Source organism: Kribbella turkmenica (genome assembly GCF_004348725.1).
GTDB lineage: Bacteria > Actinomycetota > Actinomycetes > Propionibacteriales > Kribbellaceae > Kribbella > Kribbella turkmenica.
The window spans coordinates 1-21,100 of record NZ_SMKR01000013.1 but is presented as its reverse complement, the minus strand read 5'-3'; the positions used below and the strand labels follow the sequence as shown (position 1 = coordinate 21,100).

The following is a 21,100-nucleotide window of genomic DNA, read 5'->3' as shown; positions in this document are numbered from 1 at the left end:
GTGCCCGAGATCAAGATCACCCACATCGATGGCGCTACACGTATCGATCGTGCGGTGACAACGGGCACCACGGCCGAGGATTTGTTCGCCGACCAGCCGGCCGTGATCGCCGCTCGAGTCGCAACCCCTGACGGCGAAGGGCACCTGAAGGACCTTGCCTACGAGCTCGTCGACGGGGATGAGGTCGAAGGGGTTGAGGTCTCCAGCAAGGATGGTCTCGACATCTTGAGGCACTCGACAGCTCACGTGCTGGCACAGGCCGTTCAACATTTGTGGCCCGAGGCAAAGCTGGGCATTGGCCCGCCGGTGGAGAACGGCTTCTATTACGACTTCGATGTGGCGACCCCGTTCGTGCGGGACGATCTCGTGAAGCTCGAGACCGCGATGCGGAGGATTATCAAGCAGAACCAGCGGTTCAGGCGTCGGATCGTCACAGACGACGAGGCACACGCAGAGTTGGCCGCCGAGCCGTACAAACTTGAGCTGATCGAGCTGAAGGGAGCGATCGTCGACGCGGCCGAGGGCGCGAGTGCGGAGGACGGCCAGGGTGACCTGACCATCTACGACAACCTGAATCGTGACGGAGAGATCGTCTGGAAGGATCTCTGTCGCGGGCCTCACCTGCCGACCACCAACCGGATTCCGGCGTTCAAGCTGATGCGCACTGCTGCGGCGTACTGGCGCGGCGATGAGAAGAACAGGCAGCTCCAGCGCATCTACGGTATTGCATGGCCGAGCAAGGATGAGCTCGGGGCTCACCTCAAGCGCATCGAAGAGGCTGAGCGCCGTGACCATCGCAAGCTTGGCCGCGAGCTCGACCTGTTCAGCTTCCCCGACGAGCTCGGGTCTGGCCTTGTGATCTTCCATCCCAAAGGCGGAGTCGTCCGCAAGGAGATGGAGGACTATGTGTATCGGCGTCACATCGAAGCCGGGTTCCAGTACGTGACCAGCCCTCATATCAGCAAGGCGGGCCTGTTCCACACCTCCGGCCATCTGCCGTACTACGCCGACATGATGTTCCCTCCGATGGAGATGGAAGGGGCCAGCTACTACCTCAAGTCGATGAACTGCCCGATGCACAACCTGATCTACAAGTCACGGGGGCGCTCGTACCGTGAACTGCCATTGAGGTTGTTCGAGTTCGGCACCGTCTATCGCATGGAGAAGTCGGGTGTCGTTCACGGTCTCACTCGAGTCCGCGGTCTGACCCAGGACGACGCGCACTCCTACGTCACCCCTGAGCAGGCGCCTGGAGAGGTGAAACACCTGCTCGACTTCGTCCTTCGCATCCTGAAGGACTTCGGCCTCGACGATTTCTACCTCGAGTTGTCCACTCGCGACGACTCGAAGCCGGACAAGTTCGTGGGCACCGACGCGGAGTGGGAGGTGGCAACGCAGGTTATGGTCGATGTCGCGCGTACGACCGGCCTGCAGTTGGTGCCGGACCCGGGCGGCGCGGCGTTCTACGGGCCCAAGATTTCCGTCCAAGCCAGAGACGCCATTGGCCGCACGTGGCAGATGTCGACCGTTCAGTACGACTTCAATCAGCCGAAGGGCTTCGACCTCGAGTACACCGCTGCCGATGGTAGCCGTCAGCGTCCGGTCATGATCCATTCGGCGAAGTTCGGGTCGATCGAACGATTCCTCGGTGTACTCACTGAGCACTATGCGGGCGCCTTCCCGATGTGGCTCGCGCCAGTTCAGGTCTACGGCATCCCGATCACCGAGAGGCAGAACGCGTACCTCTCGGAGGCGGCGAGGATGTTGCGTGCCAACGGCATCCGGGTCGAGGTCGACTACTCCGACGAGCGTATGCACAAGAAGATCCGCAAGGCTCAGCTACAGAAGATGCCCTGCATGCTCATCGCAGGTGACGCCGACCTGGCCAACGGCACAGTGTCGCTTCGCTACCGCGACGGTCGTCAGGATTACGACATTCCGCTCAGTGTCGCCGTCACACGCCTGGCTGGTGCGTCCAGACCGGCCAGGGACGCCAGAGGCGAGTAGCGCTGCACTGCGTCGCGAAACCGGCTCGGCCGGGCATCACCTCCGTTACGGTGGGACGGAGGTGATGCCCGAAACGCTTGTTACGACCCGGCCAGCTTGTGCAGCATCTCGCTGATGGCCCTCACGTGTTCGTGAGTAGTGCCGCAACAGCCTCCGAGCACCGTGAGGGCGGGCAGCTTTCCATACATGTAGGCGTAGTCCGCGGCCAGCTCCTTCGGGTTCCCGCGGTCCAGCTCCTCGGCCTCGTCCAGTTCGTCGTGGCTCAGCTTCGACGCGTTCGCCCGTAGCCCGCGCAGCCGATCGTGCCAGGGCTCGTTGGAGTCCAGCGCCAGCAGCAGATGGCTCGGGTGTGCGCAGTTGACCATGTAGTAGGCAGGGTAGCCGTCGGTTGCCTCGTCTACGGCAATGATCGCGGCCCCGAGCTCCTGTGCCGTAGGCAGCCGGCCATCGGTCTCCACGGTGAAGGAGATGACGACCGGGATGCCGGAGCTCTTCGCCGCCTCCGCGATGCCAATGGCCTCCTCGACGTAGGTCATGGTGATCGCGGTGACGAGATCGGCCTCGCTCTCGGCAAAGGTCCTGATCTGTGCCGCGTGATAGGCCTTCGCTTCCGACGTGCTCATCAGGGTGTCCGGCTTGTAGCCGTCACCGCGCGGGCCGATGCAGCCGCTGATCACGACCGGAACCTCCGGCGTCTCGAAGCGACGGCGAACGTCGAGCAGCAGCTCGACGGACTTGCGGTTGATCGTGACCAGCTCGGTGCTCCCGTACCTTTGACGGGCCGCCCAATCCGGATTTGCCCGCCAAGTGGGTGTCTCCAGGACGATGCCGAGACCGTCCCGTACGGCGATCTCGGCGTACCTGTCGAAGTAGCGCTGAAGGATCTCCTGGCCGACCTCCTCCGAAACGAGTGGGAACGCTGCGAAGTCAATCAAGTCGATACCTTCATCGAAGATGATCGTCGTCTCGATGCCGCCGTCGGTGAGGAACACCCGGCTGGTGAGTTGCGGCAGCCGGGTACGGTACTTGGACATATTTCATGACTCCTTGGGTCATGTGACGAGTTGTACGTCCTTTCTGCGTGAGAAGTGTTTTCACGATGTGATCTGACTATGGGAGTCTCACCACATGCGGCTCGTCGGCAGAGATCTCGAACAGGTAGAAGTTGCGCGCCTGTTGCGCGACTACCGCCTCGTCACCCTGGTCGGACCGGGCGGTGTCGGTAAGACCGCCCTTGCGACGGCAGTCGCCGCTTCCGCGGCGGACCAGTTTCCCCAGGGTGTCCGGTTCATCGATCTCACGCTGGTGAATGAGCCGGCATCCGTTGCGGCGTTCATGGCTGCCCGGCTCGGCTATTCGTCGTTCGAGGCTCTCCTCGGGTCTCCGAGCGACGTTCCCTGTCTCGTCGTCCTGGACAACTGCGAGCACGTCATCGACGCGGCGGCCGAGACCGTCGTTCAGTTACTGGAGGCTTGCGCCTCTCCGACAGTGCTTGCGACCAGCCGATCGCCCCTGAACCTTCCCGGCGAGCAGGTAGTCCTGATCGGCCCGCTTGGCCAGGACGACGCTGTGCTCCTGTTCGAACAACGCGCTGCGGAGGCTGGTGCCGACGCGATTCGGTCGGCGGAATCGCAAGCGGTGGACGCGTTGTGCCGTGCGCTCGACGGACTTCCGCTAGCGGTCGAGTTGGCGGCCGCACGGATGCGCTCGCTCAGTCCGGCGGAGATCCTTGGCCGCCTGGAGGTCGAGCCGCTGCGGCGCCCTCGGTTCCGCGGACCATCGCGGCATCGAAGTCTGCGCGCGACCATCGAGTGGTCGTACGACCTGCTGGACGCCCCGGAGCGTGATGTTTTCGACAGGCTGGGCGTCCTGAGTGGTGACTTCACTGCCGGCGCGGCCGCTGCCGTGACTGGGCGAGATGTTCTGGACGAGCTCGATGCGTTGGTCGATGCGTCGCTGGTCAGAGCCGATCGGCACGGTGTGACTACGGCGTACCGCCAGCTCGAGATGATTCGAAGCTTTGCCCACAGCCGGCTCGTCGACCGCGGACTGCTGGAGGAAACGGCTGAGCGCAACGTGGAGTTCGTCGTCTCCGAACTGACAACGGTTGACAACGGCAGCTGGACGGCGAGCGCGCTCGAGGAATCCGTGGCGTCGCGCGATCAACTGCTGGACGCGCTCCGCTGGTGCATCTCACACGACTCGAGCCCGGAACGAGCCTTCGTCGTAGTCGGAGCGCTGTGGGACTCGCTTCACGCGTCCGACGTGGAAGAGGTCAGTCAGGTCTGCGAGGCGGCCCTGGAACGCTGGGAGGGCCAAACCTCAGCCAGCTGGGCCGATGCAGCGGCCACTGTCGCGAGCTGCAGGCTGTTGCGTGGCGATCTCGCCGGCGCGGCCTCGCTGTGCACGTCGGTGCGGAGTTCAGTGGAGCCGAGTCCACGTGCCGCGCACATCGCCGCCCGCGTCCTTGGTCAGGTGACGGCTGCGCAAGGCGAATTCGAGCGGGCTCGTGGGCACTTCCGCGAAGCCCGCCACGCGCCGAGGTTCGAGGTGGAGATGCGGCTGTACGAGGCTGTGGTGATCGCCGCGATGGGGCGCCGGTCGGAAGCACTGGATGTGGTCGTGACCACCGAGACGGCATCCGAGATCGCCGAGCTGTGGAAGTCATCAGTGCGTGCGCACCTTCTGCTTCCTGACTCGCCAGCCGATGCGCGGATGTATGCCGATGTCGCGCTGCGGCGAGCCAATGAGTTGGGCTACGCGGCGTGCGCAGCCGTCAATCTGCACACGCTTGCGGCCGCGGAGCTTGCCGAGGGCAGAACACACGAGGCGTCGGTTCATGCTGTCGATCTACTCGCTCATGTCGCCCGGCGCGGCGCTCACTTCGAGACGCGGGCGATCTTCGATATCTGTGCTGCAGTGCTCCGTGCTGCAGGCCGCGTCGCCTGGCGTCGTCTGGCGGCAGCCGTCGCCGCCCTTCCTCGGGTCGATCTCCTGGACGTACGTCGCGACGGGCCAGCCGACCGGGTGCAGCCTGAGCCGCTAGCGGTGCGAGAGGCTCTCCTCCTGGCGCGTGCAGAGCTGGAGGCCGTTCAGCAGACGCCTCATCGCGAAGGCTCCTCACTTTCGAAGACAGCTGCGCCCGGTGTCTTCCGTTTGATAGGTGAGACCTTTGAGATCGGCTATATGGGTCGCCCCGCGCAGCTGAAGCCCTCCAAAGGGCTGACCGACCTTTCCAGGCTTCTGGCTCAGCCTGGCGTCGAGCTGCACTGCACTGAGCTTGCAGATGTCGGAGTGGATCAATCATCTGCCGGCCCGCTCATCGACCCTGAAGCTCGGCGCGCTTACGAGTCGCGCATCCGGGAGTTGCGTTCCGAGCTGGACGAAGCCGAGGCCGACAACGACATCGGGCGCGTGGAGTTCCTCCGCGCGGAGTACGACGCGATCGTCGAACACCTCGCCGCAGCAACGGGTCTCGGCGGTAGGAGCCGGCAAGCAGGCGTCAGCAACACGGAACGTGCTCGGTCGACGGTCACTCAGCGGATCAGGAGTTCGATGCGCCGGATCGCGGCGGTGCATCCGGAACTGGGCCGCCACCTGGAGGTGTCGGTCACCACGGGTACCTACTGCAAGTATGCTCCGGAGCGCGATCAGCAGTGGATCACGTCGTGAGGCCGCATCTCACGCCTCTGGGGTATGAACACTGAGATTGACGCTCTGGAACAGAACCTGTGGAGCATGTGGGGCCAGTTCGGCGGTGGCAGCGGCTGCAGGCTGCTGACCTCGGATGACACACTCCGGTTCGAGACGCCGATTCCGATCACCCCGTACAACTCCGTGCTGAGATTCACGGGTCCACTGGAGCAGGTCACTCTCATCAACGCGTCGTACGCGAACCGGGGCGTCGCGCCCCTGTGGTGGGTTCATCCCTCCGCAACCGCCGGCCTGCCCGGCCACCTGCGTTCGGATGCACTCGTTTGCGCGGAGCACGTTGCCGGAATGGTGGCCGATCTGGCTGTCGTGGCGCCGCCCGGAGCATCTCCTGCCGAGATCGTCGAGGTAGACGACACTTCGCTGACCGACTACCTCGGCTTGGTTTCCTGGCGCTTCAGCGTGCCGGAGCGGGACACCGAGATCCTCGAGAGCGTCGTACGCGCTGCGAGCCTCGGATCAGTCAACCGAGCGTGGGTGGCACGACTGAACGGCCGGCCAGTAGCCAAGGCTTGGCTTCACCGTGCGGGTGGAGTGGCGGGCCTCTACGGCATTGCCACTCGCCCCGAGGCTCGAAAGCTGGGCATTGCGGGGTGCCTGACTTCGACGGCCCTCCAGGCGGCGAAGGACGAAGGGGAGCAGGTCGCGGTACTGCACGCGACTCCGATGGCGCGACCACTGTACGAGGGGATCGGCTTCCGATTCGTCGCCGGCTTCGAGGTGTGGGCACCGCCGGGCGGCGCGCCATGGCTTGGTCCGGGGACCGTCGAACACGCCACCGTTTCCGGGTTGTGACGTCAGGGGAGTTCGATCCAGTAACGGCGTTTCGACCCGGCGTGCGGGCCGCCTGTCGCGACGGACTCCAGTTTGCCGCCGCAGTTCTCGATCACCGTGGCCGACGCTGTGTTGGCTTCATCGCAGACAAGGAGAAGGCGATCAATTCCCAGCGACCTCGTAATGTCGAGAGATTGACGAAGCATCTCGGTGGCGAAACCGCGACCTCGGAATTTCGAGATCACGCCGTAACCGATATGCCCGCCCTCGCGGAGGAGAAGCTCGTTGAGTTGATGCCGAATCGAGATCCGCCCGACGAGCTCGCCGGCCGCCTCGGCGACGAGAAACGTCGCCGGAACCCATCCGTCCGGCAGATCCGTGCCGGTCCGCCATCCATCCACCTGAGTGAGAAATAGCGCCCACGGTTGGCCGTCCCAGCCGATGAGAAACTCGAATACTTCTTGGGCGAGCTCCTCATGTGCCGACAGGGCCTGGTACTCGTCGGCATTCGTCAACGGTCGCAGACGCAATCGTTCAGGCCTTCTCATCATGCTTTCCCCCGTTGGAAAACGGCGCGGCCGCGGCCGACGGCCCGAGCGCACGGCTGCGCCGTTGCTTGTGGTGGTTCAGACCTGGCGCAGTTCCGGATTTTCGGCGTAGACCTCGTCCAGCACGGACGGGTCGAACATACGATCCGCCGGAAGGTCGAGTCCGCCGAGGGCCAGGCTGGCCACGGTCTGTTCGCGCAGTTCCGCGGTGTTGCTGAGCAGTCCCTCGGTCTTCGTCCGGTCGGTGAGCATCAGCGGCTTCTGCGCGGTCGCGGTCGCGAGTTCTGACTTGATGTTGAGACCCAGGTCGCTGCCGTACTTCTCGACTGCCAACTGCGCGCCGATCGAGGGGTCACGCACTTGGTCTCGCCAGCCCTGAATCTCGGACTTGAGCACCGCCTTCACCTTGTCACGGTGCTTCGCCAGCGTGTCCTTTGTGACGACGTAGAGTCCGTCCATCTTCGGGTAGTTGAAGTCGCTGAACAGCCACGAGTTGGTCTTGTATCCCTGCAACTCGAGAGCGACGGGCTGACGGGTGACAAGGCAGAGCAACCCATCCACATCGCCGTTGGTCAGTGGTGCAGGGTCGAACTGGACGGGCACGGACTTCACGTCTTCGGGCTTCATGTCGTTCGAAGCGAGGAACGCCGCGAAGATGCCGGTGTTCGTGGTTTGAACACCGATGCGCTTGCCCGCCATGTCCTCGGGCTTCGTGATCGGCGACTTGGCCAGCGACATCAGCCCCATGGCGTTCTTCTGGTACAGCGTCGCGATCGTGACGACGTCCGCGCCCTGAAGGATCGCCGAGGCGACCTGTTCGGCAGCGGCGAGGGTGACGAAGGCCTTGCCGGACACGACGACGGGGACCGGAACGACCGTCGGTCCGCCGGCGATGAAATTCACCGACTCGAATCCGTTGCTGCGGTAGTAGCCTTTGTTGTCGGCGATGTAGGATCCACCGAATTGCGCGTCCTTGATCCACGCCAATTGCCAGTTCAAGGCGCCAAAGGCTTCCTTGTCGGCGGGATTCGAGCCCTTCGAGTCCGACCCGCAGGCCGTGAACACGGTTGAACCGCCGCCGGCGAGAGCCAAGCCCATCGCAGCGCCTTTGAGAAAACTCCTGCGGTTGAGGGAGTCCATCATTCACCTCCGGGACGAGGATGCAGTGCCCCGGCAACTGCATGGCCTACTTGCTACAGGAACACAGCCTCATTCTTTGCCTCGCCGCGCCGGTCGTCCAATACGAAGTCTCAATCAAGACATTTTCCCAAGTTATGGCTAGATCGCTGACGCCGCGTGCTCATCTCGACACGCATCGAATACTGCCCCAGTGCACTGTTTCAACTTGACAGTGCGCTCATCATGGAGGGGTGAATATCACCAGTCTCGGCTATCAGACGGATCTCATGCTGCTCCGGCTGAGGGGCAGCTCGTTGACGGAGATGGATGACTACATCGTTGTCAGGACGCCGTCCAACCCGACGTTCTGGTGGGGGCACTTCCTGCTCTTCAGGACCGCGTTCGCGCCCGGCGAGCTTCCCGTACGGCTGAAGCAGTTCGCGAGCGAGTTCCCCGACGCCAAGCACGTTGCCTTTGGCATCGACTCGGTCGACGGCGTGGTCGGCGCCGAGGAGGAGCTCTCCGAGGCCGGTTTCGAGGTGGGGCGCGACACGGTGATGACGGCGTCCGAAGTTCGCGAGCCCTCCCGGCCGAACACGAGTTCGGAGTTTCGATGCCTGACCAGTCCCAATGACTGGGAGCAGCAAGTGAACCTCACTCTCGCGACCGCGCCCCCGACCACGGAGGAGGGGTATGAGGGCTACGTTCGAGCGAAAATCGAGGGTGAGCGGCGACTCACAGAGGCTGGACAGGCGCAGTGGTTCGGCGCGTTCGAGGCTGGCAAGCTGCAGTCCTCCCTTGGCCTGGTCACGGACGGTGCCGGCGTTGCTCGATTCCAGAGCGTTCAGACGCACCCTGGCGACCGCGGCCGGGGTCTTGCCAGCACGCTCGTGCACCGTGCGTCGACGTACGGTCTCAGCGAACTGCGGGCGCGAACGCTCGTCATGGTTGCCGATCCCGGCTACCTCGCCATCGGCCTCTACCGTGCTCTTGGTTTTGCCGACCGGGAGACGCAGATCCATCTCACCAAGCGGCCGCAGTGATCGCCGCACTTCCTGACGAAACGCGCAGGTAATCCACACACTTTGATCGGGGACTCCCTCAGATGAAGCACAAAAGCGCCGAGGGGGGTTCTACGCGCCAACCGGCGCCGACCGCCTCTGAGGCCCGGATACCGCCGATCCGGTATCGGGTGCTCGGACAACTCGAGCTCGCCCACGGCCGACCGGGTGCCGGTCTCACGGGTGGCCGCCAGCGGTCACTTCTCGCCGCGTTGCTGGCCGCGAACGGTCAGGTCGTGTCCAAGGACACGTTGGTAGAGATCGTCTGGGGAGGCCGGCGTCTGGAGGATCCCTACGCCTCCCTCTACACCCAGATGTCCCGTCTCAGGATGCTCCTGCCGGAGGGCGTTCTGGAGACGAAGTGGTCCGGGTACTCGCTGACGGTGCCCCCCGAGCAGGTCGACTCACAGTGCTTTCTGACGCTGCTGACCGAAGCGCGCAGATTTCGTGCGGCCGAGCCAGAGCGTGCCGTCGCGCTGTTGGAGGAAGGGCTCAGCCTGTGGCGGGGCAGGGCCTACGAGGAGTTCCTGCACGACGAGTACATCGCCTCGGCCGCCCGGCAGCTCCAGGAGATGGAGATGACTGCTCGCGAGGAGTGGTTCGATCTGCAACTGGAGCTCAAGCGACACGACGACGTGGTCGTTGCTTTGACTTCGTATGTCAGTGAGCATCCGTTCCGGGAGCGCGGCGTTGAGCAACTCATGCGCGCCCTGGCTGCTCAGGGCAACCAAGCCGAGGCGCTGCAGGTCTATGCGAACCACCGCCTGACGCTGTCTACCGAGTTGGGGATCGAGCCCTCGGCCGGCTTGCAGTCCCTGCACCTATCGCTTCTCTCACCGGAGGCAGATGCCCAGGCCGAGCCCCTCCCGACACCTCCCGACATCAGCACAGCCCCGGTCGGTCCGAAGATGCCATGGAACACCGAGCTCATCGGGCGCTCGGCGGAGATCGAGAGCTTGCGCAAGCTGATCCACGGCAATCGCCTCGTCACCGTTGCCGGGCCGGGCGGGGTCGGCAAGACGCGGCTGGCGCTCGAGACTGCCAACCGGATGCGTTCGGAGCTGCAGGTCGACGTCCACCTGTGTGAACTCGCCGGCGTGCGCGAGTCCGCTGACGTACCAGCGGCCGTCGCGTCGGCGATGGGCGCCAACATCCGGGAGTCCGGGGACTCCCACCGGGCGATCGCCAAGCAGCTGTCGACGACCTCGGCGATTCTGGTTCTGGACAACTGCGAGCACGTTCGTTCCAGCGTCGAGTTGTTCGTCGGGGCTGTTCTGGAGAACTGCCCGAATGTCCGGCTGGTGGCCACGTCGAGGTTGAGGCTCGGCGCGGATGGGGAACGTGTCCTCACCCTTGGTCCGCTCGCCTTGCCCGACGGCGACAGTCTGCGATCGGCCAGATCGTCGCCGGCTGTGCGGCTGTTTCTCGATCGTGTCTCCGCCTTTCGCGAGTTCGATCTCAGCTTGGAGAACGTCGCGGATGTCGTCGATATCTGCTCTCGCATCGACGGCATGCCGCTCGGGCTCGAGTTGGCCGCTTCCCGCATGCGGATGATGTCGGCGGCGGAACTGTCGCAGCAGCTGAGCAGGACGGTGACGACGCTTGATGGCGGCGGCGACCGGAAGTCCGGCGGGCGCCACCATCTCCGGGAGATCGTCGAGTGGTCGTACCAGCTTCTCGATGACGTTCAGCGGCAGGCATTCGAACGCCTCTCGATCTTCGCTGGTGGTTTCAGCATCGCCGCAGCCGAGGCGGTCTGCGAGGGCATCGCGGAAAAAGGACTGACATCGGACGTCGTGCAGGAACTCGTCGATCACTCCCTGATCTACATCAGAGAGCAGGACTCAGACATCACGAGCTTCGGCATGTTCGAGACGCTTAAGGCCTATGCTGCCGAGCGCCTTGCCGACCGAAGTGATATGGAAGCCTGTCGTGATCAGCATGCCGGGTATCTCACCAGGCTGGCGCGAGAGATCGAGGCGGTCGAGGAGGAGCGGGCAGCGTTCGAGCGCCTGTGGCGGTTGTTCCGGATGCACCGTGCAGACGTCCTGGCAGCGGTTCGCTGGTGTATCGAGACGGATCGAGAGCCGGACCGTGCGTTCACCATGCTTGCGGCGATGTGGTACGCCGTACACATCGATCATGCGCGTGATGTGGTGGACCTCGGGCAGCAGGCGCTCACCCGGTGGCCGGCGAAGATACATCCGCTCTACCCGATGGTGTGCGGAACGGTGGCGAATGGCCGATTGGTCATCGGGGACCTGGACGCCGCCGTGGACTACGCCGATCACGCGATCGCGGCCGACGGGGGGCGGCGGTCGGTGCGGAGCTTGCATGCCCGCCGAGTCATGGCTCATATCGCGCACACGGTCGAAGGCGACCACGTCGCGGCGATGCGGTGGATCGACGACGTGGTCGAGATTGCCAGCGCTCATGGACTGCTGTGCGACCTCAGCAACCTTCGAGCGATGGTGGTTGCCGCTCAGGGCGACCTGCTCCAGGCCATCCAGTTGGCAGAGCTCGGTAGCCGAAGGGCGATGGCACGGGGCAGCAGGATGGAGACTCTCTGGAGCCGTTTCCTGCTCGGTGCGTTCAACATCCCCCTGTCGGCCAATCGGGCCAAGCTCTTTCTCGAGGCCACCCTCGACGACGCGCTTCGGCTTCATCAGTCTCACGTTGTTGCCGTCTCAGCCCGCGCGCTGGCCGTCCTCGACAGTCAGGAGGGGAGACCGGCTGAGGCGGCTGGCAGCCTCGAGCGCGCATTGGACCTTTTCGTTGCCACCGGGAACCCGATGCAGGAGTGGTACACGATCGCAGCCGTGCTCCCGCTTCTGACTGCCGTCGGCGATGACACCACGGCGGCGACACTCGCCGGGGCGGTGGCCGGCGGAAGCCCTCGTTGGAAGCCGAACCCCGCATTCACTCCGCTGTATCGGCAGGCCGAGCAGGAACTGGAGGCGAGAATGGACCGCGACCTCCTGGAGGCCCATCAAGCCCGTGGTGCCCTCCTGAGCCAGGACGAGCTTCTCGCGATGGCCCGCGAGTTGCTGCGGAGCTTGGCGGTGACGGGGGACTAACGGACCCGCGTTCCGAGCCGATATACCGCTCGGACGGTGTGGAGCGCGGAGAGGTCCACCGTAGGGTCATCCGCCAGCACCAGGATGTCGGCGTCGTACCCGGCGATCAGTCGGCCTTTGCGTTGCCCGACGCCGCAGGCATGCGCCGCGAGACCGGTCGCGGACCGGAGCGCCTCGATCGGCGTGAATCCAATCGAGGGAAGATCGGCGACGCCGTGCGGGAGCACGTCGTGTGGCTTCGACGGATGGATGCCGGCATCCGTGCCGACGACGATGGGCGCTCCTAGCTCGTGCAGCCGTTGCCGGATCTCGAGCGTCGTCCGGCAGGAGTTCCTGGCCAGTGCGAGGTGAGAAGCCGGATCGAAGCCCATGGTTGCGCTGATGACAATTTGCGATCGCGCGAGGTCGTCGATCAAGTGGTCGTCTCGCACGATCCCGTCTGGTGTCGCGAAGCTGGCGTGCTCGAGCGTGTCGAACCCGGCCGCGGTCGCATCGATGATGGCGGCTGTGCCATGCGCATGCGCCGCCGTGGACATGCCGAAGCTGCGTGCGTAGTCGACCAGCATCGTGAGCTCGTCCCGCGTGTACTGCGACAGGTAGGGCGAACTACCTTTCGTGATACCGCCGCCGCTCGCCATCACCTTGAGGACGTCGCAGCCATGATCGGCTCGTTCGCGGACGGCCGCGCGCAGCGCCTGCCTGCCTTGTGCTTCGCCGCCCAGAAAGTGGCAATGACCGCCCGCCGTGGTGATCGGAGGGCCTGACACGACGAGATGTGGTCCCGGCAGCGGATTGCCGGCCAGCTCGTCTCGGAGCTGCACGGTGGTGTACGAACGATCGCCGAGGTCGCGGATTGTTGTGATTCCCGCCGCCAGGGCTTGCGCAGCCGCTGTCCGGGCCCGTTCCAAGAGAGTCCCGTCGTCTGCTTCGACGACTGCCTGCACAGCGTCCTCGCCTGGAACGATGCACAGGTGGGAGTGAGCGTCGATCATTCCCGGCATCAGGAACGAGTCCGCACCGAAGTCGGTGATCGAGACCTCCGCCGGTGGCTCCACACCGCCCTGTTCGACCGCGACGACAACGCTGTCCTGGATCAAGACCCAACCCTTCGCGTGAACAGCGTCACCGTCGAAGACCCGACCTGCACGCAACACACTGCGTCGACCACCCGGCACCGAACTCTCCCTCCTACTCTCACCATCGATACGGCAACGGCTCCTGATCAGTTCCCTCGTTCGACGAGCAGTTCACGAACACCGGGAACCGGAAGGCATGAGACCGCCGTACACGTCTACGTAACGACGCACTGGGCGCAGGTAACCCATGTCGTCTCAGTCCGCTCACCGCCCTGTGGTCTGCCTCTCGAGGCAAACCCGGAAGGAGACCGCTCTCGTGAGAAAGCCCACGATGCGGCGTACCGCTCGAATCGCCCTGGCTGCCCTATTGGCTTCGGTCATGGGTGTGCTCACGACCCCGCTGGCGCATGCCGTTGATCCGCCCGGAGAGCCGAGCATCGGCGACCTCGCCGCGCAGGCCCCGGAGATCGCCTCGCCCGGGGCCGGATCGGGTCAAACGAGCGAGCAGGGTGACTACAACTATGCGTACCCGATCGAGGTGCCGCCGGGAAGACGAGGCCATCAGCCACAGCTGGCACTGAACTACTCGTCCGCCGGGGCAGTCCACGGAGGCGTCGCTGCAGGATGGACGCTGCCTGTTCCGACCATCACCGTCGACCCAGCGGCCGGCTCGTTCCGAGCGGAATGGCCGAAGGGAGGCAGGGCTACCCAGCCGCGAAACTTCCTGGGTCCGGATGGCAGTCCGTTGGTCAAGGATCCGAAGATCCCGGTCAGTGCGGGTGGTGTCGGGTACCGGTCGCCGACGGATCCGACGTTCACGCGTTTCGAGTACCTCGGCGACGTCGTCGCCTCGCCTCACTGGTGGGTCGCATATGGCAAAGACGGGATGAAGACGTTCTTCGGAATGAAGAACCAGACGCCCTACTCCTACGCCCCGATCGCCAGCCAGGTCGACCACACCGGTCACAGGTTGTGGTACGACTACGCGGTCAGGGGACGGGTGGACGACTCGCCCGTCGTGCCTGAGGGCCATCCCCGAGAGATCCTGCTCGAGGACATCTCGTACGAGTCGCCGCCCGTAGACGGGCAGCCCACTGCGACCTACGCGCGTATCACCTTCGAACACAGTGGGCCCACGTTCTGCGGAACTCCGGAGAAGCTCCCGGCCGTGGGCAGCAAGCTCGACTACCGCTACGGCTTCGGCCTGCTGACCGGCACCCGGAAGCTGACCGCAATCAAAACTTGGCGGCACCAGGCCGGCGCTCTGGCCACCCACCGCGTCTACACCCTGGCCTACGACAACACCGACAACTGCGCAGCCGCCACGACAACGCCGTTCCGTCAGTTGGCCAGCATCCAGCAGACAGCCCTCGCCCCGAACACTGGGGCTCTGACGATCCTGCCCCCGACGCAGTTCACCTACGGAAAGGCCGCTGCCTATGTCCATGACAGCGACTACACCGCCTGGCAGGACCTGCCAGGCGTCAGGGTGCCGACCTCGCTTGAAACGAACAATCTCGGCAGCGAGGGTGCCGACTGCGGTGCGCCGTTTTGTATGGGTAGCGGGGAGAAAGGCTTCCTCACTGCAAGGCAGGGACGCGGCGAGCGCGTTCAGGTTGCCTGGATCGATATCAACGGCGATGGTCGTGTCGACCAGCTCCGCACGAAGAGCCCGGCGTATCTGTCGTTCGCTGCCCCTGCCACCGGGAACTGCAAGGTCGAGACCTACGTCAACAAGGGGAGTTTGGGTTTCGTCAAGGACGATGGATTTTCCTTCAGCCTCCGTGATGCCTTCGCTGATATCCCCGTGGCGTCCATGCCAGGTTCGGACGGCGACGAGGAATTGCTGTGCTCCCTGAGCCGGTCCTACAGTAAGTCCACGGTAGGTGCGGGCGGGGATCCGAATAAGCCCTGTTCCTTCGGTCTCAGCTGGGGATCAATGCAGAAGGTCGATCACGGCTTCGCGGATCTCGATGGAGACCGCCGCCCGGAGTTGATCTCGCGCCCCACAGCATCGTTGGAGTGCCCGTATGAGAGCATATTCGGCCGACCGATCTATAAGGACAACGGCTCCATCAACTTCGACGACTGGAACGGACACAACGACTCTGCGACGATCACCGCGCGGGACTGGTACGTCTATCGCAACACGGGTTCCGGGTTTGCCTCGACTCCCTCGATCCATCGGATCGATCGCGGCACATGGCCGTACACCATGCCGGAGAAGGCCAGCCCCCCGGCTGTGACAGTCAGCGGGACTCGTCACGTGTCGGAGAGTTGCAGGGCCTTCGCCGACGTGACAGGTGATGGATACCCAGACTTGGGGGACCTGTTCTGTAGCCGCCTCGACGCGTCGGTCCGTCCGGGACTGAGTACTGGTGAGCGATCGGAGGAGGCCATCGAACTGCCGCGGACCAGCCTGCGCCGTGGGGCTCATGCGGTCTGCGATGAACCGACCTGCGATGTTGAGGATGGTGTCGGGCATCACTTCAACGGTATGGCCGCGGATGTGAATGGTGACGGTCTGAGCGACGTCCTCGACTTCGTCGAGTCCAAGGGCACCAAGGTGTACTTCAACTCGGGTTACGGCTGGGCGTCCGGCGCCGGGAATCCGGAGTTCTTCAGTGAGAACGCCCCGAATACAAACCATCTGCTTCAGATGCGGCCCGTCGATGTCTCGCTGGATGAGCGCCAGATGCCGATAAGTGGCGCTTACATGTACGGCAACCAGATGGTGGATCTGGACTACGACGGCCTTGCCGACAACCTCTATCGTGATCCCGCCGCGAATTCGGGCAAGCTCTACCTGAACGGCGGGTCAGCGTGGGTGAAGGTGGTCGACGTCGCGGCCGGTTCAGATGACACTTTTGTCCGTGCTCTCGGCGGGCGGTTCGAGTACGCCAGCCTGACGGAATTCAACGGGTTGGGCGACTACAAGATGAGGCAGACCCACCAAGCTGTCGACCTGAACGGTGATGGTCTCCTCGACTTGGCGCGGTCGCGAGGCATTGGCGTCAACCTCGAGGTGCGGTACGCCAAGCCGTTCCTCGACAACAGTGCTGACCACAAGGCGCCGGCGCGCTTGCTGCGGACGGTGAAGAACGGGTTTGGTGCCAAGACGACCGTGAGCTACGCGCGGCAGAGCGCCGCTCAGCGTTGGATGGCGACGGAGGTCACGACGTCGCCGGGCGCCTCGCAGCCGGACATGACGGAGAAGTACGTCTACAAGTTCGCGAACTTCACGGACGGTCCGTACGGCCACTCGCTGTTCCGTGGGTTCGGTGAGGTCCGCAGCCTGCAGGTTGGTGACAGCGCAGACACCGACGATGATGTCACCACGGTGCGGCTGTACTCGTTCAACGAAGACTACCGAGGTGTTCTGACCAGGTCTGTCACCGTGCGGGGTGACTCCGCGTTCAACAGCTTAACTGCGTTCAGCCCAGCCGCACAGAGCGGCGTCATGTCTGTCGTCGACCAGACGTATGACTTTGTTTTCTGGAACATCCTCATGCCCGGCATGGAGACGACTTTCGCGCCGAAGGCGGCACTGCCGGCCAGCACCACCCGCTACATCTGTGCCACGTCGGGTGGGCAGACGGTCGACAACTGCCTCGCAACCAACCTGTCGACGCGTGAAGAGACCATCTGGTCAGAGCTAGCTGGCCCGGATGACGCTCGGGTGGCCAAGCTGCCTACTCGTACACAAATGTCATTCGTGAACGCGGACGGCGATCTTGAGATCCGGAGAACGGACCGGACGTACAACCTCAGGTGGAGCGGTACGGAGTACAACGTCGCGCACAAGTCGACAGTGGACTCGGTAACAGTAGGCGGGACGACCACCGAACTCGGCGGCGTGCACTACGAGTATGAAGACGAGAGCTACTTCCGGCTGCATGCATCGAAGGTCACGGATCCGTCGTCCGACGACAAGATCACCCGGTATGCCTACTACGCGGCCGGCGTGAACAATGGCCAGCCTGGATACATTTGGGAGCCTGAGCAGGTCCGGCGCTACGGCATCAATGCGCCAGTGAGCAAGGCTACGCAGTTGTCCTATGACAGCTTCGGTGTCCATGTTGCCAAGGCGACCAACCCGGTCGGCCACTCGCAGCTCTTCACCACGGACCTGGGGACTGGCCAGGTCACCGATGTCCGGGGTCCCGACTATGTATGCCCGGACGGGCCGGATGCCGGCACCCGACCGGATCCTGGATCGGCATGCGCGTTCGACGACGCACTGAACCCTGAACGGTCGACTACGAACCTGGATGGTCTCGGGCGTCCGATCTCCCGGACTGTCTACAGCACCGAAGTCGGCTCGACAGCAGTAGTGTTCGAGAGCTACACCTACGGTGATCGCACCTACTTCGAGAGTGGTGCGCCAGTGTGGACAAAGGTGCAGCGGAAGAACGGCGACGGCTTGTTCGGCTCAATGACGACCTCCGTGGACGGACTCGGCCGGACGGTGCAGACCAGCGCAAGCCAGAGCCCGCAGCCGACGAAGACGGTCTCGTATTCCTACAACGCTCGTGGACTCCTGAGCACCGTGGTGGGTCCGCGGGCGGACGCCAGTGGGGTCACAGGTGTGAAGAAGACCTACGATCCGCTCGGCCGACTCACGACCCTGTCCGAGTTCGAGAGCGGTACGCGCATCCTCCGCCAATACGTTTACAGCTCGCTGAGCGTGACTGAGATGCAATGGCCCAATGGGGACGGGGCAAAACTGCTCGAGAAGACGTCCACCATGGACGCGGCGGGTCAACTTGTTCAGATTCGCGAGAAGGCCGGCACGAAACCTGTTGGCGACGATGTGGAGCCGATTTACGCATACACGAACTACCGTTACGACGGCATGGGACGGGTCAGCAAGTTGAGCGATCCCGACGGTGCTCTCACCACCGTTACGCATGACTACCTCGGCAACCGCCGCAGTGTCGCATCGGCCGGCCGGACGTGGGCCTATGGCTACGACCACAACAACAACCTGACTACGGTAGTCGAGCCGGTGCCTGCCGGGGCGAGCGCTTCGTCGTACACGCACTCTCGGACATTCGACGACATCAACAGAGTCGTCTCGTACACCCCGGCGGTCCGGGATCTCACGGAAACCGAGCGCGGGCAGCTCAAGCACGGCGTCACGACCTACGCCTACGACAACGCGCATCCCTCGCTGCAGGGTGGTGACAGGCTGTTCCAGCTAGGCCGGCTCTCTTACACGAGTTCGCCAGTCTCGACTGTGATCAATCAGTACGACGAGTACGGCTCGCTGAAGCGAACCAGACAGAACCTGACCGCCCTGAATGGCCTGGTGACGGCTGACGACCTGGAGCTCAAGATCAACACGCCTGCCGGCGCGCCGACAGTCGGAAGCATTGGACTCAAGGCGTTTGCGGACGGGGCAACAAGCCCGTCGCACGATGGGGCCCTGATCGCGTACGGCTACGATGCGGATGGAACACCGTCGCGGGTGAGCGCTGGCCTGACGTCCGGCTCCCTCGAGCTTGCCAAGAACACTCGCAACGCTGCCGGCGTGGTGACGAAGCGAGAAGCGAACACGAACAACCTCTCCGGATTCGCCAAGCCGGTCGTGCACTACGGATACGACAAGTTCGGCCGTGTGACCCAGGTTCAGGAGAAGCTCGGTGCGACTCAACGCTACAAGCTGATCCAGTCCTACTGGAGTAACGACCACGTCAAGCAGACGCACATCGTGCAGGGTGCGGATGGTGTCGCGCCGGCGGCCGTCATGGGCTTCCAGTACGACAACAGGATGCAGTTGACCCAGGCAAGCGAAACCGGCGGGGTGGGTTACAGCGGAACGTTCACCTACACGACCGGTGGGCGTCTTGCTTCGGCCAACGTCATGGCGACGGCGGCGGCGAGAGTGCCCACGCGCAACGCCACGCACGTATACGAAAACGCAGCGGACGGTGGTGATCCGCAACGTCTGATGGCGCTGCGCAAGCCGGACCAGAGCAACCTTGCGACCTACGCGCACGACGAGGCTGGGAACATGACCAGCCGGACCTTGCCGGATGGAACGGTCGTGAATCAGCGATGGGATGGTGTCGATCTCAGAAGGGTCAGCACCTCGAACGGCAGCGAGGTGTTCTTCTACCAAGGTGGCACTCGAGTGGCCGCGGTGCGCTACAACGCGAGCGGCGCCGTGCAGGAGATGCGGAGATGGTTCGGCAATGCCGAGGTCCTGTACACCCCGGGCCAGTCGCAGCCGAAGTACCGGCAGTACGTCGCGCTGAACGGGGAGGTCGTTGCACGCGTCGACGGTTCCAAGACGGCGCCGGCAATCGAGTACTACGTGACGGACACACGCGGCAACCACGTGCTGTCGACCTCCGCCACAGATGGCTCGGTCAAGCGACGAGCGACGTACGGGCCGTTCGGTGAATTGCTGACAGAGTCGCGCGCCTCGGGCACGCCGGCGAACAAGTACACTAAGGAGTTCAACGGCAAGGACTACGACCCGACGGGCGGCCTGCACTACTACGGATCTCGCTATTACGACCCGCTGGCCCTGCAGTGGGTGTCCGCGGACTCGAAGTACCGGCATGCCCCAGATGCGAACTTGTCGGCGCCGCGCCGGGCGAACCTGTACACATTCAGCCTCAACAATCCGGTCAGCTACGTCGATCCTGATGGCCGTGACCCGTACTATTCGGCCGGAGGCCACTATCACACGCCTGACGGCGGAATACGCGGAGATGCTTTCGGTCTACCGGCTTGGTTGACGATCTATCCTCCGTCGATCACGTATGGGGGCGGAGGGTCTCGCGAGAGTGGCGGTGGGCCAAGTGCTGATCTGGCGTCCGGCCAACTTGGTGGCATCGGGATCGGCGATGGGATCTTCACTCTGAAGGTAATCTCAGGTGGGGTTAACGTCAGCGCCAAGGGCCTTGGTGGAGAACTACAGGCTCTGGATGCCGAACTCAAGGTTCCAATCCTAGAGACTCAAGATCTGAACGTTCTGGTGTACGGCAGGGGTCGTGCGCTCGGCGCAGGAATCGACGGGGAAGGCTCTCCGAGTGCCTTCAAACTAGACGGTAGGGCTGGACTCGGTGCGACTGTCGGCGATACTGAAGTCATCGGATACGTGGGGGCGCAGATCGGGACAACGCCGTTGTACGTAGGAATTCAGGCCAGCAATATGAACTACAACACCGCGTCTCTCAGTCAGAAGCCAACCGACATCTTCGGGGTGATCAAGTTCAATTACTGGACAACGACGGGATGGATGGCATCCGCAGCACACTCCTTCTTCAGATCAGGTCTGACTCTGACATGGGATATGAACTGGGACTCGAAGGAGAGACCTTACTGAGTGCTGACAGCTGAATCCGCCGCCGAGTCGACAGACTCGGCGGCGGATTCATCGGAAGGGAGCTTCGATGGAGGCCACGGCTGGATGCCGGTGATCGTCGTAAAGGAGTACTTACTCGTGAAGAAGGCCAGGGCGACTGTCTCGGGTAGGGAGACGGGGCAACCCTTCCGGGCCGCTGCACTATGGTGCGGGTGGGGCCGGATGCCGATCACGAGGTCGCGGTCGTGGTCGTGAGTGCTAAGGAGTGAGTGGTGGCGATACAGGTCATCGGTGCACGGCAGGACCGGTACGACGAGATCCTGACCGAGCGGGCGCTCGGGCTGATCGAGCGGTTGCACCGGGAGTACGGCGCCCGCCGGCTGGAACTGCTGGAGCGCCGGCGCGAGCG

General features: G+C 63.8%; 11 protein-coding genes. 7 read left to right on the top strand and 4 right to left on the bottom strand.

Features of this window, described 5'->3' with window-relative positions; all coding sequences use genetic code 11:
- On the top strand, positions 1-2,007 hold the full coding sequence (gene thrS, locus E1218_RS04855; RefSeq protein WP_132316655.1) for a threonine--tRNA ligase: 2,007 nt from the start codon (positions 1-3) through the stop codon (positions 2,005-2,007).
- Positions 2,008-2,087: 80 nt separating this feature from the next.
- On the opposite strand, the gene E1218_RS04850 is transcribed toward thrS, so the two are convergent.
- On the bottom strand, positions 2,088-3,041 hold the full coding sequence (locus E1218_RS04850) for a homocysteine S-methyltransferase family protein (protein WP_132316653.1): 954 nt from the start codon (positions 3,039-3,041) through the stop codon (positions 2,088-2,090).
- 94 nt (positions 3,042-3,135) lie between these two features.
- On the opposite strand from E1218_RS04850, the gene E1218_RS04845 reads away from it, so the two are divergent.
- Together E1218_RS04845 and E1218_RS04840 are read left to right on the top strand one after the other, a co-directional pair.
- Positions 3,136-5,679, top strand: a complete 2,544-nt coding sequence (locus tag E1218_RS04845; protein WP_132316651.1) for an ATP-binding protein — start codon at positions 3,136-3,138, stop codon at positions 5,677-5,679.
- Positions 5,680-5,703: 24 nt separating this feature from the next.
- Positions 5,704-6,513 carry a GNAT family N-acetyltransferase gene (locus E1218_RS04840; protein ID WP_132316649.1) on the top strand — a complete coding sequence of 270 codons (810 nt, stop codon included), beginning with the start codon at positions 5,704-5,706 and terminating at the stop codon, positions 6,511-6,513.
- A gap of 2 nt (positions 6,514-6,515) precedes the next feature.
- On the opposite strand, the gene E1218_RS04835 is transcribed toward E1218_RS04840, so the two are convergent.
- Together E1218_RS04835 and E1218_RS04830 are read right to left on the bottom strand one after the other, a co-directional pair.
- Positions 6,516-7,040 carry a GNAT family N-acetyltransferase gene (locus E1218_RS04835; protein ID WP_132316647.1) on the bottom strand — a complete coding sequence of 175 codons (525 nt, stop codon included), beginning with the start codon at positions 7,038-7,040 and terminating at the stop codon, positions 6,516-6,518.
- Positions 7,041-7,118: 78 nt separating this feature from the next.
- A complete protein-coding gene (locus tag E1218_RS04830; RefSeq protein WP_165949121.1) occupies positions 7,119-8,180 on the bottom strand; it encodes an ABC transporter substrate-binding protein in 1,062 nt (353 codons plus the stop codon).
- A gap of 230 nt (positions 8,181-8,410) precedes the next feature.
- On the opposite strand from E1218_RS04830, the gene E1218_RS04825 reads away from it, so the two are divergent.
- Both E1218_RS04825 and E1218_RS04820 read left to right on the top strand, forming a co-directional pair.
- A complete protein-coding gene (locus tag E1218_RS04825; RefSeq protein WP_132316645.1) occupies positions 8,411-9,202 on the top strand; it encodes a GNAT family N-acetyltransferase in 792 nt (263 codons plus the stop codon).
- Between the two features lie 62 nt (positions 9,203-9,264).
- Positions 9,265-12,297, top strand: coding sequence for a BTAD domain-containing putative transcriptional regulator (locus E1218_RS04820; protein WP_132316643.1), 3,033 nt, complete (start codon positions 9,265-9,267; stop codon positions 12,295-12,297).
- Here the strand turns inward: E1218_RS04820 and E1218_RS04815 are convergent.
- On the bottom strand, positions 12,294-13,394 hold the full coding sequence (locus tag E1218_RS04815; RefSeq protein ID WP_132316641.1) for an amidohydrolase family protein: 1,101 nt from the start codon (positions 13,392-13,394) through the stop codon (positions 12,294-12,296). The genes E1218_RS04820 and E1218_RS04815 overlap by 4 nt on opposite strands.
- 295 nt (positions 13,395-13,689) lie before the next feature.
- On the opposite strand from E1218_RS04815, the gene E1218_RS04810 reads away from it, so the two are divergent.
- On the top strand, positions 13,690-20,712 hold the full coding sequence (locus E1218_RS04810; protein WP_165949120.1) for an RHS repeat-associated core domain-containing protein: 7,023 nt from the start codon (positions 13,690-13,692) through the stop codon (positions 20,710-20,712).
- 248 nt (positions 20,713-20,960) lie between these two features.
- A partial coding sequence (locus E1218_RS37915) for a hypothetical protein (protein WP_325052807.1) occupies positions 20,961-21,100 on the top strand: 140 nt, incomplete at its 3' end.

Bases quoted from the DNA above. Each gene is read 5' to 3' on its own strand.
- E1218_RS04850 (WP_132316653.1), bottom strand. From the start codon at position 3,041: ATGTCCAAGTACCGTACCCGGCTGCCGCAACTCACCAGCCGGGTGTTC.
- E1218_RS04845 (WP_132316651.1), top strand. From the start codon at position 3,136: ATGCGGCTCGTCGGCAGAGATCTCGAACAGGTAGAAGTTGCGCGCCTG.
- E1218_RS04835 (WP_132316647.1), bottom strand. From the start codon at position 7,040: ATGAGAAGGCCTGAACGATTGCGTCTGCGACCGTTGACGAATGCCGAC.
- E1218_RS04840 (WP_132316649.1), top strand. From the start codon at position 5,704: ATGAACACTGAGATTGACGCTCTGGAACAGAACCTGTGGAGCATGTGG.
- E1218_RS04830 (WP_165949121.1), bottom strand. From the start codon at position 8,180: ATGGACTCCCTCAACCGCAGGAGTTTTCTCAAAGGCGCTGCGATGGGC.
- E1218_RS04820 (WP_132316643.1), top strand. From the start codon at position 9,265: ATGAAGCACAAAAGCGCCGAGGGGGGTTCTACGCGCCAACCGGCGCCG.